Source organism: Rhodococcus sp. Leaf225 (assembly GCF_001426145.1).
Lineage (GTDB): Bacteria > Actinomycetota > Actinomycetes > Mycobacteriales > Mycobacteriaceae > Rhodococcoides.
Genome location: NZ_LMRN01000009.1, coordinates 714,462 through 727,609, shown reverse-complemented (window position 1 = coordinate 727,609; position 13,148 = coordinate 714,462). Strand labels below are relative to the sequence as shown.

Genomic DNA, 13,148 nt, shown 5'->3' with positions numbered 1-13,148 from the left:
GACGGTGCAGTCTGAGATCGGACATTCCACAGTGGACTGTCGACCCCCGATCTCGACCACCCCGATCTCGACCACCCCGACGAATCGAGCGTTCGATGACCGCACCGCAGACACACGAGCAGGCACTCGCACTCCTCACCGCCGCGGTGGGAGACGGGCGCCTGACCCTGGACGAGTTCGACACCCGCTCCGCGGCCGTGGTCTCGGCTCGCTCCGATGCAGACCTGGCCGCCGTCACCGCCGATCTGCATCCAGCGCCGTCCACACCCGGACATCCGACGACCGTGCCCGCGGCCGCGTGGCTGCGGTGGGCGTCGGTGGTCGCGCTGTGCAGCGTGATCTACGTGATCACCTGCGTCGCCTCGGGATCGATGCTGTACCCCTGGCCCGTCTGGGTGGCCGGGCCGTGGGGCATGGTGCTGCTCGTACACAGCATCGCCGCGGCGACACAGGGCCTCGGCACCGTCAGCTGCGGCGCTGCAGCCGCACGGGCTGCCCGTCCTTGGGATACGGCAAGGAGGTGAAGTCGATCGGTGTCGCACGATCGGCCGGCACCGACCACGTGTGGTGGCGCAGGAGGTGGTGCAGCACCATCGTGATCTCGATGGCCGAGAAGAACTGACCCAGGCACGTGTGGACCCCGCCGCCGAACGGTTGCCACGCGAACTTGTGCGGCAGCGCGCGACCGTCGAAGCGGGTGGGGTCGAAGACCTCGGGATCCGACCAGTAGGTGGGATCGTGATGCGTGTAGTGCGGCGTGGCCACCACCATCACGTCGGCAGGCACGTGATGGCCGCGGATCACCGTGTCCCGCACCGTCCATCGCGCCATGGTGGGCAGCGGAGCGAGCATGCGCAGCGATTCCTTCATCACCGCGTCGAGTGCCGTCAGACCCGCCCGCGCCTCGGGTGCGGAGACGTCGGGGACCGCGGCCAGCGACTGCCGGCGACATTCCTCCTGCCACTGCGGGTGTCGGCCGAGCTGATCGACCATCGTGGAGATGGTGATGGTCGACGTGTCGTGCGCTGCCATCAGCAGGAAGATCATGTGGTCGATGATCGCGTCGTCGGAGAAGCGCTCGCCGTCGTCGTCCTCGAGGTGGGCGAGCACCGAGAACAGATCTCGGCCGTCGCCGCGCCGCCGATCCGGAAGATAGTCCCGCAGAAAGTCTTCGAGGAAGCGTCGACCCTTCAGACCCCGGCGCCACCGACCACCGGGCACGTCGAGCCGGACGATGGACGTCGCCGCCTGAACACAGTCGACGAAGGCCTTGTTGACGGCGTCCAGCCGGGTGTCACCGTCGCGCACCCCGCCCATGAACACCTCGGTCGCGAGGCCGAGCGTCAACGACTTCACGGCGGGATAGATCTCGAAGTGCTCCGACGAGTCCCACTCCTGCACGGTGCGGGCGATCAGCGGTTCCATCGCCGCGGCGTAGGACGCGAGACGGTCCTTGGTGAACGCCTGCTGCAGCAGCCGCCGGTGGTGGCGGTGCTCGCCGAGGTCCATGAGCATGAGCCCGTTGTCGAAGAACGGCCCGATGAGCGGCCGCCAGCCGAGTGCGTTGCTGAACGCCTTGTCCCGGTTGGTCAGGATCTCCTCGCACCCGTCGGCGCCGAGCACCAGCACCACGCGCCGGCCCGCCATCGTGTGCCACGAGACCTGCCCGTAGCGCCGCTCCTGCTGCCGCCACAGGGCTAGGGGGTCCCGGATGTACTGCATCGAACGGCCGACGTAGGGGATGCCCCCGCTGCCCATGACGGGACGGAGATCGGAGCCGAGCGGTGGGGCGGCGAGCGCGTGAGCCATGGGGCCTCCTGAGTATCTGACAGGGCATCCTGTCAGATGTAGTGTGCGTCACAGGAGAGACATTCGTCAAGACCTGCGAGACTGACGGCATGGCGGAACCCGCGAGCAGGACCTACGGCGGAGTGGACGCGGCGGACCGCGCCGTCCGCCGCCGGGCCGCACTGATCGAGGCGGGCCTGGACCTCATGTCCTCGGTGGGCACCGACAAGACCACGATGACCGCGGTCTGCGCGGCCGCCGGGCTCACCGAGCGGTATTTCTACGAGAGCTTCCGCACCAAGTCGGACCTGCTGCTCGCCGTGCTCGACAGCGTTGCCGACGAGGTGAGAAGCGCTGCGATCCATGCCGTCTCGTCGACGGACGGAGACGTCGCCGACCGCGTGCGGGCCGCTCTGAGCGCCGTGGTGTCGATCATGCTGTCCGACCCCCGCAAGGGCCGGATCGCGTTCGTCGAGTCGATGGCGTCACCGACCCTGCGAGCTCGACGTCAGGCGACCATCGACGCCGTCGCGGACGTGGTCGTCGAACGCTCGCACGAACTCTGGGCCGACCGCGCACTCCCGCCGCCGCAGGACCGGCTCATGGCGTTGATGTTCATCGGCGCCTGCTCCGAACTCGTCTCCGCCCGGTTGCAGGACCACATCGGTGCGACCCCCGACGAGATCGTCGATGCTGCTACGCAACTGTTCCTCACCGGAATGCTGCGCCCGACGAGCTGACTCAGAGATGGCCCTTCAACAACAGGTGCCAGTACGTGAACGGCAGGCCGAACCGGTCGCCCGCCCACGAGAGCCGACGGGGCTTCAGCGGGTCCAGGAACGACGGCAACGACGACGTGATCTCGCCGGTGCGATCGAACTCGGCCGCGATGAGTCGCCGCGCGTCCACCGGGATCGGCGCCACCGTGTAGCCGTCGTACTCCCCCAGCGTCTCGTTCGATCGTTGCGCCAGCACGTTGTCGACGAGGATCGACACCTGGCGCCGTAGTCCGCCGCCCGAGGGATCGGTGTCGATGGACGCGCCGTCGCCCACGGCCCACACGCCCTCGTGTGTGCGGTGCCGGAAGGTCCGCGGATCCACGTCCACCACTGCGTGCGTGCCGGGATCAGCGCTTGCCAGGCCGGTCTCCTCGACCCACCGCGGTCCGCGGTAGGGCGGCACCAGATGCAGCATGTCGTAGCCGATCCGCTCGGTGCGACCGTCCGCGCCGGTCACCGTGATCGATCGCTCGCCCGGCGCGAGCGCCGTCACGGCGGTGCGGTGAAGCACTCGGACATCCAGCTCCCGCAGGTACTTCCGCAGCCGGGCGTCGAGCGCCGGCACTCCCACGAGATCCGGGCGGTCGACCACCAGCGTCATCGACGGCGCGGCACCCACCTTCCGCCAGTGCGCGGCGGCGAGGAACAGCGGCTTGATGGTGGTCCCGGTGCAGCTCACCGGCGCACGAGGAACCGTGAAGACGGCGTGCCCGTCGGGACGCATCGTCTGCACGAGGTGCCAGGTACGCGTCGCCTCGTCGAGGTAGTTGCTCGCCACCGACGACGACGCCAGCGCCGCGTCGATTCCGGGCAGTGCGTCGTGATCGGGCACGAGACCGGATCCCACGACGAGGTCGCGGTAGCGCACCTCCGTGCCCGACTCGGTGCGCACAGTCCGCGTCACGGTGTCCACCGAGGCGACACGCTCCGGGATCCAGGTACAGCCCTTCGGTGTCACCGAGCGCTGGGAGCGCTGCGCGGAGGCGAGGGACGCCTGCCCGCCGCCGACGTAGGACAGCAGCGGCCGATAGGTGTGCACCTCCTGCGGTTCGATGACCACCACGTCGGAGACGCCCTTGTTCAGGAAACGGGCGGCGGCGCTGATGCCCGCGTTGCCCCCGCCGATGATGACGATGTCGTGCTCGGTGGTCATGATGCCTCCGGTGTCCTGTGACTCGAATGGTTCGGGGGTCTCACCACGACAGGTCCGGCTGATGCGGACCCGCCGCGATGCCGACCTCGTCGGCCGGTACGTCCGTGATGCCGAACAGGTCGGCGAGGGCCTGCTGCGGGGTGCGATCCAGTGCGTCGGCCCACCGGCGGGCCCGGCGCACGGCGCGCCACGACCACCACTCGACACTGCCGCCCGGCACGCTCGACCGCACCAGACCGGGGCCTTGCGGAGGCGTCGACGCCTCCAGCGTCCGCGCTGCATCCGGGGCCAGGACGACCGGACCGACGAGGTCGAGCCCGAAGCGGCTGCGCCGTACGTCGTCGCCGCCGGGGACACCGAGGCGGATTCGCGGGTCGTCGGTCCGCCACGACGCGACGAGATCCGCGGCGTCCGTCCCGTCCACCCACACGGTGACGTCCCCCTGCGCGAGCACCGATCCCACCGTCACCAACAGCGATGCGGCACTGTGTCCGTCGGCGTGCACGACGGCCGTGAGGTCGGGAACGGCGTACCGGACGCCGTGGGTGCGCGCAGCGGGGTCGGTGACGAGTGGAAGCAGGGACAGAGCCTCAGCGTTCTTCTGCTCGGTGCGTTGCTCACCGGGTCGGCCCGCCCAGTCGGGACCGTCGTGCCAGGCGACGGCGTCCGGCACGTGCGCGATCAGGGCGCCGGCGAGGTAGGCGCGATTGGCCAGCTCCCAGTCCTCTCCGCCGTATCCGCCGAACGACTCGTCGAAGCCGCCGATCTCCTCGAAGAATGCTGCGGTGCAACACATCACCGCGCTGATGACGTGGCGATAGGAGCGATGATCGGCATCGAGCAGATCGCGCGAACCGCGGTACGCGTCGATCAACCAGCGCGGCTCGTCGAGGATTCCGTCGTCCGGCCCCGGAAGTCGGCCCAGCGCGGACAGGTCCGCGTGTCGCCGTCGACCGACCGTGAGTGCATCGGGAACCAGCGACGGCAGACGCACGAGCGCCTGGAGGTACCCGGGCTCGGGAACCGTGTCGGCGTCGAGGAAACAGAGCACGTCACCGGACGCGGCACGCGCCCCGAGATTGCGCGCCGCGGCGGCGCGGAAGCCACGGTCCTCCTGCGAGACCACCGTGACGTCGAGTGCACTGCGGACGAGCGGCGCCGTGGCCGAGCCGTCGTCCGCGACGATCACCTCGAACGCGCGGTACGTCTGCTGCTCGAGCGCCGCGAGAACCAGATCCAGAGACCGTTGCTGTTCGAAATAGGGCACGACGACGCTGACCGACGGGCGCGGAGCATCGATGTCGCGCAGCAGGTCCCACCTGTTGCCGGGCACCGCGTGGCCGAGCGGGGTGGGGACGGCGGTGGTGATCACGCGTGCACCACGGCCGACCTCGCGTACACCCGCACGTGCGCGGCGCCGACCTCCGCGCGCGTGGGGTGCGCGACGACCCCGTCCTCCAGCCACGTCGACTCGGGGTCACCCGCCGCGTCGGCGAGCGCCTCGGCGAGTCGGTCCTCCTCGTACAGGGTCACGGTGCCGGGCGAGCGCCGGGCGAACTCACGGGTGTACGCGCCGGCCACCACCAGCGGTCGGCGGCCGTGCTCGATCCAGGTGTTGATCGACCCGGACGCGGACATGTGCCGATGATGCGCCACGGGAACGGTGACGCGGCCGAGTTCGACCGGAAGGTCGGCGTCGTCGATGTAGCCGGTGACACGCACGGTGGTGCCGTGTGCCGCTGCGGACTCGGTCAGCTCGTCGACCAGATGATCGTGTCCCGGCGACGGCGTTCCCAGTGCCAGCAGGTGCGCGCCCGGGGGCAGCGCGTCCAGCACCTCGGCGTGTCCCTTGCCCGGGTACAGGAACCCGAGGACGCCGACGGTCACCTCGCCGCTGTCCGTGCGGATGCCGGCCCCCGTCGGGACGGGAAGCGGGATCACGACGGACGGGGTACCGATACCGGCCTCGCGCGACAGGTCTCGTTCGTGCTCGCTGCTGACGATCACGGTGTCCGCGCACGCGACCACCCGTCGGTAGCACTCGACGCGCGCGGACGCGGATCGACCGTCGGACGGCTGCGGCAGATCGTGCAGCGTCACCACGAACGCGGAACCCGATGCGTGGATGCGCCGCGCCAGGTCCTCGACCACCCCGGCCGCAGCCGTCGCCGGTGACCCGAACAACCGGTCCGTCACGTGCAGGTGCACGACGTCGACGTCCGGAATCGACGTGACGTCACTCGCGGACTCGTGACGCAGGAGCGTCGACTCGAGACCGGCGTCGATGATGCCGTCGCGGATGCGCAGCGCGAACTGCACCACCCCGTGTCGCTCGGGACCGATGACGAGATGCGCGACCGACGTCACGAGGCGACCTCCGACAGCAGCAGCGAGAGTGTGTCCGCGTGTCGGGTGAGCGCGGCGTCCACGAACGCGGGATGCTCCGCGTACCACTGCAGTTGGCGACGGTGAATGTCCTCGGCATCGACGACGGAGCCGCCGATCACCCAGTCCGGCCGGGGCGCGGCGCCGAGGCCGAGCGCGTCGACGACAGCGGACTCCAGCGGCGTGTGCACCGAATCGAGCAGTACGCGGCCGGGATCCGCCGCCGCAGCGTCGACACCGGCTACCGACAGGATGCGCGTGGCCAGCTCGAGCAGCACCGGATTGCCGGGGTGGTTGATCGTGTGTGCGGCGTCCGCTCCGAGGGCGGTCAGGACGTCCGAGATCGCGACGTCGCAGTCCCGGCGCTCGCGTCGTGCGAGTTCGGCGATGCTCGCCTCGGCGTTCGCGCGCAGCGCGTCAGGGGCGACGGGAGCGGCGCGCCACTCCTCGGATGCCACCCTGCCTGCGGCCACGAGCACCGTGCGCAGATCGTGGTACGGAGCGCCGGCGGGAGACGCCGACGGGTCGCTCGGGTGCCGCACGATCACCTGGAACGGGTACAGCCCGCTGTACCGGAAGACCGGCCACCGCACGACCCGGGCGTGCTCCGGCAGCATCGACGCCACCTGGTTCGTCCCGATCGGCAGGTCGCGGTAGTCGTCGCGAACCGGCTGCGCCAGCAACACCGAAGCCCGGCCGGCCAGCTCGGCGAGGTGCCGCACGTCGGCCGAGTCGAGTTCGTGCACCGGCGGCATGCGCACGGTCCGGAACGGCGCGTCCGGCACCTCGTCGAGCATCACTCGCACGGCCTCGGCCTGGCAGTTCCCGAGCACGATCCACAGCGGTGGATCGTCGGGCACCGGGTCGAGACCGTAGAACTCGCCGTAGTGACGCGTCCGGCCGTCCGGCTCGGTCGACGCAGAGTGAGGCATGACGTCGGGTTACCCGGACAGCGCGCAGGCGAAGCGGTGAGAGACCTGCACGACACCGCGTTTGTGGACGAGCCCCCCGGGGCATTCCTCTTTTGTCGTGGTCCAGAAGGCGGCCCGATCCCTGTTCGTACACCCGTGCCGCCCTGCCCACCCCTCGGGCGCGCGCGTCTGCCCCCGAGAGGATGACCCGAGCCGTGATCGCCGTCGCATCCATCCCTGCTGCGCACCCGTACGTCGCCGCTGTCGTCGCCACGGGCGACGACATTCTTCTGCTCGACGATCCCCGGCCCCTCGAGGCGACCACGCCCGGGCAGTGGTGGCCGCCGCGCCTGCTCGAGCCCGACTATCTCCGCGCGCACATCGACGACATCGACGTGGTGCACCTGCACTTCGGCTTCGACGCCGCCACACCGGACCGTCTCGCCGACGTCGTCTCCGTGCTGCGCGAGTCGTCGACCCCCCTGGTTCTCACGGTGCACGACCTGCACAATCCACACTTCGCCGAGCTCGACATGCACCGGTCCCAGCTCGACGTCCTCGTCCCCGCCGCGGCCGCCGTCATCACGCTGACCGACCGCGCCGCTCGGGAGATCGAACGTCTGTGGGGCCGCTCGGCAATGGTGATCCCGCATCCGCACGTCGTACCGCTCGACGTCATCACCGCACGCGACACCACGGCGCACGAGCGCGCAGTCGTCGCCGTGCACGCCAAGTCGTTGCGCGCGAACCTCGATCCCGAGGCGGTCATGGCGACCGTCGTGGCGGCCGCGTCGGCACGCGACGCCGTGGTGCGTCTCGACATCGACGACGACGTGTTCGACCACACGAGCCACTGGTACGCACCGGAGCGCGGCGAGCGATTGCTGGCCTTCCGTGATCACCCGGACGTCGACGTGCGGGTGCATCGTCGGTTCACCGACGCGGAGCTGTGGCAGTACCTGTCCGAGATCGACGTGTCCGTGCTTCCGTACCGCTTCGGTACGCACTCTGGCTGGATGGAGGCGTGCCGCGACCTCGGCGTCGTCCCCGTCGTCCCGGACATCGGCCACTTCGCCGATCAGTTCCCGTGCCCCACCTTCGTGTTCGGACCCGGCCTCTTCGATCCCGCGTCGCTCGATGCCGCGGTGGGCGAGGCGCTGCGCACCGAGCCGACCGGCCCGGACTTCGCCGACTACCGACGCCATCAGCAGAGCGCGATCGCCGCCGAGCACGCCGCGCTCTACCGTGCCCTGTCCGCTCCCGTCGCCTCGGGCCGCGCGGACGGAGCCGTGCTCGTATGACGGTCGCCGCCGCCGCACGTCCACTGCGCATCGCCCTTCTCGGATCGTCGCGCTTCCCCATCGCGCAACCGTTCGCGGGTGGCCTCGAGGCACACGTGTGGCATCTCGCCCATGCCCTCACCGAGCGCGGCCATCGCGTCACGCTCTTCGGTGCCGAAGGCACGTCGACCGACGTCGCGCACGACGTCATCGACGTCCACACGTTCCAGATGAGTCCGCACGCGCGGACCGAACACATGGGACCGTCGTGGGTGGTGCACGAGCATCACGCCTATCTGTCGGTCATGCTCGAACTGGCCGGACCCCTGGCACAGTCGTTCGACGTGATCCACAATCACAGCCTCCACTACCTGCCCATCGCGATGTCCTCGATGGTGCCGGTCCCCATGCTCACGACGCTGCACACGCCACCGCTCGCCTGGCTGGAGTCGGCGGCCGCGGTGCCGCTCAATCCGAACACCGGGTACGCCGCGGTGAGCGAGTACACGGCGCAGCAGTGGCTACCCGTCGCGGGTCCGATCCCCGTGGTTCCCAACGGGATCCCGCTCGACCGGTGGCCGTTCGGCCAGGGCACCGGCGATCGCGGCGGGGCGGGCGAGTACGCGGTGTGGACGGGCCGGTTGGTTCCCGAGAAGGGGGTCGATCTCGCCATCGACGCCGCCCGGCGCGCCGGCTACCACCTGCGCATCGCCGGACCGGCAGCCGACGACGACTACTTCCGGACGGCGGTGGAGCCCCGCCTCGGCGACGGCGTCACCTACGAGGGTCACCTGATGCAGAAGGAACTCGCCGATCTGGTCGGCGGAGCCGCCGTCGCACTGGTGACGCCGCAGTGGGACGAGCCGTACGGGCTCGTGGTCGCCGAAGCACTCGCGTGCGGCACACCGGTGGCGGCCTTCCGTCGCGGCGGCATCCCGGAGATCCTCGACGACACGTGTGGCCGGATGGTGCCCGCCGACGACATCGACGCTCTCGCCGGGGCCATCGGAGATGCTGCGCGCCTCCCCCGTGCGCACGCCCGCGCTCGCGCGGAGCGCATCTGTTCGGACGCGACGATGGTGGACAGCTATCTCGACCTCTACCGCGTGTTGCTGACGACGTCGGGCCGAACCGCCGCCGTCCCTGCATGATCGGGTACTACGTCCACCACCACGGCGTGGGGCATCTGACCCGCGCCCGGTCCGTCGCACGGGCGCTCGCCGAGCCGGTGACGGTGCTGTCCTCGCGGCCCCGGCCGTCGGACATCGACCCGTTCGCGGGCTGGATCACACTTCCTACAGACACACCCGACGGCGGTGACGATCCGGACGAACCCACCGCTCACGGGGTCGTCCACTGGGCGCCCACCTCGGTCCCCGGGATGACCGACCGCATGGCCGCCCTCGCGCGATTCGTGGACGAACATCGCCCCCGATGCGTCGTCGTGGACGTGTCCGTCGAGGTCGCGATGTTCGTGCGACTCATGGGTGTTCGGGTGGTCGTGTTCGCGATGCCGGGCGAGCGCACCGATGCGCCCCATCAGCTGGCCTATCGCGTCGCCGACCGCATCGTCGCTCCGTGGTCGGCCTCGGTGTACCGGCCGGAGTGGTTGCGCGAGTTCGAGGACAGGACCGTGTACGCCGGCTCGATCAGTGCCCACGCCGATCGTGCCCGCGCCGGAACCGACCGCGACCCGACGTCCGTCGTCGTGCTCGCGGGCGCAGGGGGCTCAGCTCTCACCCCGGACCACCTCGCCCGAGCGGGTGCTGCCACGCCGACCCGCACCTGGCGCGGTGTCGGCGCGCCCGGCACCCCCTGGGTGGACGACGTGTGGCCGCTGCTGACCGGTGCCGGCGTGGTGGTCACGCACGGCGGGCAGAACGCGGTGGCCGACGTGGCCGCATCGGGTGCCCCCGCGGTGGTCGTGGCCGAGAGTCGCCCGCACGGGGAGCAACTCGCGACCACTCGCGCGCTGGGGGCCGCGGGGCTGGCGATCTCGCTCGAGTCGTGGCCCGATCCGGACCGGTGGCCCGAGATCCTGAACCGTGCCGGTGCGCTGACCGGCGACATCCGGGCACGGACCGAGGTGGACGGCGCAGCGCGTCGTGCGGCAGCGGCGATCGAGGACGTGTGGGCGTGACGTCGGTGCTTACATGACTTCGGTGGCCGTGGTGACCATCGTGTCGGGTCGCGCGGGGCACCTCGCTGCGCAACGCCGCGGTCTCGCTCGCTCGACACGGCGAGCCGATCTGCACGTCGTGGTGTCGATGGGTGACCCGACGGTCGTGGACGCCACCGCCGTCGTTCCCCGCGTCGGCGACGCGCTCCCCCTGGCGCGGGCGCGCAACGAGGGTGCCCGCCTCGCCCTCGAGGCCGGTGCCGATCTGCTGATCTTCCTGGACGTCGACTGCATCCCGAGCCGCGAGATGATCGACCGGTACGTCCGTCGTGCGCGCGACGGAGCCGTGCTGTGCGGGCCGGTCACCTACCTGCCCGAGGTCTCCGGTGGGTACCCGGACGACCTGGACGGATGGACGAATCCCCATGCGGCACGCCCGAATCCGGCGCCGGGGCACGTCGAGATCGGAACGAACTGGGATCTGTTCTGGTCGCTGTCGTTCGCGGTCACGTCGGCGACGTGGCACACGCTCGGGGGGTTCTGCGAGGACTACACGGGCTACGGCGGCGAGGACACCGACGTCGGCCGCGTCGCGGAACGATCGGGGCTGGATCTGCTGTGGGTCGGCGGAGCGCACGCGCACCATCAGTGGCACCCCGTGTCCTCGCCGCCGATCGAGCATCTCGACGACATCGTGACCAACGCCGCCATCTTCCACGCTCGATGGGGACACTGGCCGATGATCGGGTGGCTGAACGCTTTTCGCGAGCGCGGCGACATCGACTGGACGCCCGAGGGCAGCAGCATCGCTCGCCGCCCGGTCGGGCACTAGCATCGAGCGATGTCCGACACCCGCACCCTGATCCTGATGCGCCACGGCAAGTCCTCGTACCCGGACGGGGTGGACGACCACGACCGGCCGCTCGACGAGCGGGGCCGTCGCCAGGCCGCCGCGGCCGGCGACTGGATCCGGGCGAACGTCGGCGCCGTGGACGCGGTGATCTGCTCGACGGCGACGCGTACTCGCCAGACTCTCGAGCGCACGGCCGTCGACGCGCCGGTGCGCTTCGAGGGCACCGTCTACGGGGGCTCCCCCGACGACATCGTCCGCGAGATCACCGCGACAGACGACTCGGCGGCCAGCGTGTTGGTGGTGGGCCACGCACCCGGAATCCCCTTCACGGCACTGGAACTCGCCGACGATCAGGAGTCGGACGCGGCGGTGTGGATCCGACGGGGCTACCCCACCTCCGCGCTGGCGGTGCTGGAGTTCACCGGCGACTGGTCGGATCTCGGGCCGAGGCGCGCCCGCCTGACTCACGCGCTCCGCGTCGACTGACCCTCCACCACAGCACGATTGCGCGCGCTCTCCGAGCGACCCAGCGCCTTCACCTCGGCGTCCATCTTCGGCAGGATGCGCGGCACGTGGCGCAGCGTCGTGGCCTCACCGAGCCGAGTGGTGAGCACGGAGCGCACCCACCCGATGCCGCCCACGATGCCGGGAACGTAGACCCGGCGTGACCGCCGCTCCACCGCGCGGACGAAGGCATCGACACACGCCTCGACCGGCAGGGTGCGGCCGAGCGGCCAGGGCAGCACGGACAGCAGATCCTGGAACGCGGTGAGGTCGGACTTGGCGTCCTGCACCAGTGGAGTGTCGATCCACGCCATGTGGGCGGAGCCGACGTCCACACCCTGGTACTTCACCTCGAGGCGCAGGGCGTTGGCGAAGTGTTCGGCTCCCGCCTTGCTCGCGTTGTACGACGCGAGGCCGGGGCACGCGGTGAAGGCCGCGAGCGACGAGACGACGAGCACGTATCCCTTGCGCTCGATGAGCGAGGGCAGCGCCGCGCGGACGGTGTGGAAGACGCCCGTGGTGTTGATGTCGATCACGCGCTTGAACGTCTCCGGATCGACGTTGAGCACCGACCCGTAGCTCGAGATGCCGGCGTTCGCGAGGACCACGTCGATGCCTCCGAATCGCGCGATTCCCGCGTCCACGGCGGCCTGCATGTCCGCGAGATCCCGCACGTCGGCGCGCACCCCCACGGCGACGTCGCCCAGATCGGCCACGAGTGCCGTCAGAGGCGCCTCGTCCACGTCGGTCAGCACCAGCTTCGCGCCCTTGGCCGCGAGAGCCCGCGCCGTCGCCTCGCCGATACCGCGGCCCGCTCCGGTGATGAGCACGACCTTGTTGCGCACGCTGACCATGTGAGTCCTCCTGACGACGAATGTCCGGTCACAGTACCTGTGACCGGAGATGACACCTACTGTTCCTCGGAATCGGCGGCGCATTGCGGACCGTGATCGTCCTCGATCGGGAGCAGAATCTCGGTCATCATCCGACACGAGGAGAGGCCGACCATGACCGCCACGCACCCGCTCACCATGGAGATCCAGCTCGTCATGCTGCCCGTCACCGACGTCGACTGCGCGAAGGAGTTCTACACGCGCATCGGCTTCCACGCCGATCACGACGCCACTCCCTTCCCGGACGTGCGCTACGTACAGCTCACCCCACCCGGTTCCGCGTGCTCGATCGCGATCGGGAAGAACATCACCTCCGCCGCACCCGGATCCGTCGAGGGCATGCTCGTCGTCGTGCAGGACGCGCAGGCCGCGTACGAGATGCTGCTGTCCGCGGGCGTCGAGGCCACCCCGGTGAAGGACGAGGGCTGGGGGTTGTTCACGTACTTCGCCGACCCGGACGGCAACAGGTGGGCGGTGCAGCAA

General features: G+C 70.3%; 14 protein-coding genes. 8 read left to right on the top strand and 6 right to left on the bottom strand.

Translation table 11 applies throughout. From position 1 onward, the window contains the following. Positions 1–95 precede the first annotated feature (95 nt). Positions 96–524 (top strand): DUF1707 SHOCT-like domain-containing protein, encoded by a 429-nt coding sequence (locus ASG69_RS22740; RefSeq protein WP_056441748.1) that lies wholly within the window; start codon positions 96–98, stop codon positions 522–524. Here ASG69_RS22740 and ASG69_RS07880 read toward each other — a convergent pair. Further along, positions 466–1,809 carry a cytochrome P450 gene (locus ASG69_RS07880; RefSeq protein WP_056441745.1) on the bottom strand — a complete coding sequence of 448 codons (1,344 nt, stop codon included), beginning with the start codon at positions 1,807–1,809 and terminating at the stop codon, positions 466–468. The two genes, ASG69_RS22740 and ASG69_RS07880, sit on opposite strands and share 59 nt — an antisense overlap. Positions 1,810–1,898: 89 nt before the next feature. On the opposite strand from ASG69_RS07880, the gene ASG69_RS07875 reads away from it, so the two are divergent. Beyond that, complete coding sequence (locus ASG69_RS07875; RefSeq protein WP_027504593.1) at positions 1,899–2,528, top strand: TetR/AcrR family transcriptional regulator; 630 nt, start codon at positions 1,899–1,901, stop codon at positions 2,526–2,528. 1 nt (position 2,529) lies between these two features. Here the strand turns inward: ASG69_RS07875 and ASG69_RS07870 are convergent, their stop codons facing one another. From ASG69_RS07870 to ASG69_RS07855, 4 genes are read right to left on the bottom strand one after another with little or no spacing between them, the layout of a single operon-like run. After that, positions 2,530–3,720: an NAD(P)/FAD-dependent oxidoreductase gene (locus ASG69_RS07870; protein WP_056441742.1), complete on the bottom strand. Its 1,191-nt coding sequence runs from the start codon at positions 3,718–3,720 to the stop codon at positions 2,530–2,532. A gap of 40 nt (positions 3,721–3,760) precedes the next feature. Beyond that, entirely contained in the window at positions 3,761–5,092 is a 1,332-nt protein-coding gene (locus ASG69_RS07865) for a glycosyltransferase family 2 protein (protein ID WP_235578878.1), read from the bottom strand. Next, a complete protein-coding gene (locus ASG69_RS07860; protein WP_056441738.1) occupies positions 5,089–6,087 on the bottom strand; it encodes a glycosyltransferase in 999 nt (332 codons plus the stop codon). Before ASG69_RS07860 ends, ASG69_RS07865 begins: the two co-directional genes overlap by 4 nt. Then, positions 6,084–7,037 (bottom strand): WcbI family polysaccharide biosynthesis putative acetyltransferase, encoded by a 954-nt coding sequence (locus ASG69_RS07855; RefSeq protein ID WP_056441734.1) that lies wholly within the window; start codon positions 7,035–7,037, stop codon positions 6,084–6,086. Before ASG69_RS07855 ends, ASG69_RS07860 begins: the two co-directional genes overlap by 4 nt. A 194-nt stretch (positions 7,038–7,231) precedes the next feature. On the opposite strand from ASG69_RS07855, the gene ASG69_RS07850 reads away from it, so the two are divergent. Genes ASG69_RS07850 through ASG69_RS07830 form a run of 5 tightly spaced genes read left to right on the top strand, consistent with a single transcriptional unit; the run spans position 7,232 to position 11,754 of the window. Beyond that, positions 7,232–8,317: a hypothetical protein gene (locus tag ASG69_RS07850; RefSeq protein ID WP_235578877.1), complete on the top strand. Its 1,086-nt coding sequence runs from the start codon at positions 7,232–7,234 to the stop codon at positions 8,315–8,317. Further along, positions 8,314–9,447, top strand: a complete 1,134-nt coding sequence (locus ASG69_RS07845; protein WP_056441728.1) for a glycosyltransferase — start codon at positions 8,314–8,316, stop codon at positions 9,445–9,447. The genes ASG69_RS07850 and ASG69_RS07845 overlap by 4 nt, the downstream gene beginning before the upstream one ends. Then, the gene (locus ASG69_RS07840) at positions 9,444–10,436 is read left to right on the top strand and encodes a glycosyltransferase (protein ID WP_056441726.1); all 993 of its coding nucleotides are present in this window, start codon (positions 9,444–9,446) and stop codon (positions 10,434–10,436) included. The genes ASG69_RS07845 and ASG69_RS07840 overlap by 4 nt, the downstream gene beginning before the upstream one ends. Before the next feature lie 13 nt (positions 10,437–10,449). After that, positions 10,450–11,247 (top strand): glycosyltransferase family 2 protein, encoded by a 798-nt coding sequence (locus ASG69_RS07835; protein ID WP_056441722.1) that lies wholly within the window; start codon positions 10,450–10,452, stop codon positions 11,245–11,247. A 9-nt stretch (positions 11,248–11,256) separates the two neighbouring features. Next, complete coding sequence (locus ASG69_RS07830) at positions 11,257–11,754, top strand: SixA phosphatase family protein (protein WP_056441718.1); 498 nt, start codon at positions 11,257–11,259, stop codon at positions 11,752–11,754. Here the strand turns inward: ASG69_RS07830 and ASG69_RS07825 are convergent. Further along, positions 11,733–12,626 (bottom strand): SDR family oxidoreductase, encoded by an 894-nt coding sequence (locus ASG69_RS07825; RefSeq protein WP_027504584.1) that lies wholly within the window; start codon positions 12,624–12,626, stop codon positions 11,733–11,735. The two genes, ASG69_RS07830 and ASG69_RS07825, sit on opposite strands and share 22 nt — an antisense overlap. A gap of 153 nt (positions 12,627–12,779) precedes the next feature. Here ASG69_RS07825 and ASG69_RS07820 point away from each other — a divergent pair. Continuing rightward, positions 12,780–13,148, top strand: a 369-nt coding sequence (locus ASG69_RS07820; protein WP_056695738.1) for a VOC family protein, incomplete at its 3' end; no start/stop codon positions are given.

What these genes read in the sequence shown, in the direction of transcription:
- ASG69_RS22740 (WP_056441748.1), top strand. Translation starts at nt 96, where the DNA reads ATGACCGCACCGCAGACACACGAGCAGGCACTCGCACTCCTCACCGCC.
- ASG69_RS07880 (WP_056441745.1), bottom strand. Translation starts at nt 1,809, where the DNA reads ATGGCTCACGCGCTCGCCGCCCCACCGCTCGGCTCCGATCTCCGTCCC.
- ASG69_RS07875 (WP_027504593.1), top strand. Translation starts at nt 1,899, where the DNA reads ATGGCGGAACCCGCGAGCAGGACCTACGGCGGAGTGGACGCGGCGGAC.
- ASG69_RS07870 (WP_056441742.1), bottom strand. Translation starts at nt 3,720, where the DNA reads ATGACCACCGAGCACGACATCGTCATCATCGGCGGGGGCAACGCGGGC.
- ASG69_RS07855 (WP_056441734.1), bottom strand. Translation starts at nt 7,037, where the DNA reads ATGCCTCACTCTGCGTCGACCGAGCCGGACGGCCGGACGCGTCACTAC.
- ASG69_RS07845 (WP_056441728.1), top strand. Translation starts at nt 8,314, where the DNA reads ATGACGGTCGCCGCCGCCGCACGTCCACTGCGCATCGCCCTTCTCGGA.
- ASG69_RS07840 (WP_056441726.1), top strand. Translation starts at nt 9,444, where the DNA reads ATGATCGGGTACTACGTCCACCACCACGGCGTGGGGCATCTGACCCGC.
- ASG69_RS07835 (WP_056441722.1), top strand. Translation starts at nt 10,450, where the DNA reads ATGACTTCGGTGGCCGTGGTGACCATCGTGTCGGGTCGCGCGGGGCAC.
- ASG69_RS07830 (WP_056441718.1), top strand. Translation starts at nt 11,257, where the DNA reads ATGTCCGACACCCGCACCCTGATCCTGATGCGCCACGGCAAGTCCTCG.
- ASG69_RS07825 (WP_027504584.1), bottom strand. Translation starts at nt 12,626, where the DNA reads ATGGTCAGCGTGCGCAACAAGGTCGTGCTCATCACCGGAGCGGGCCGC.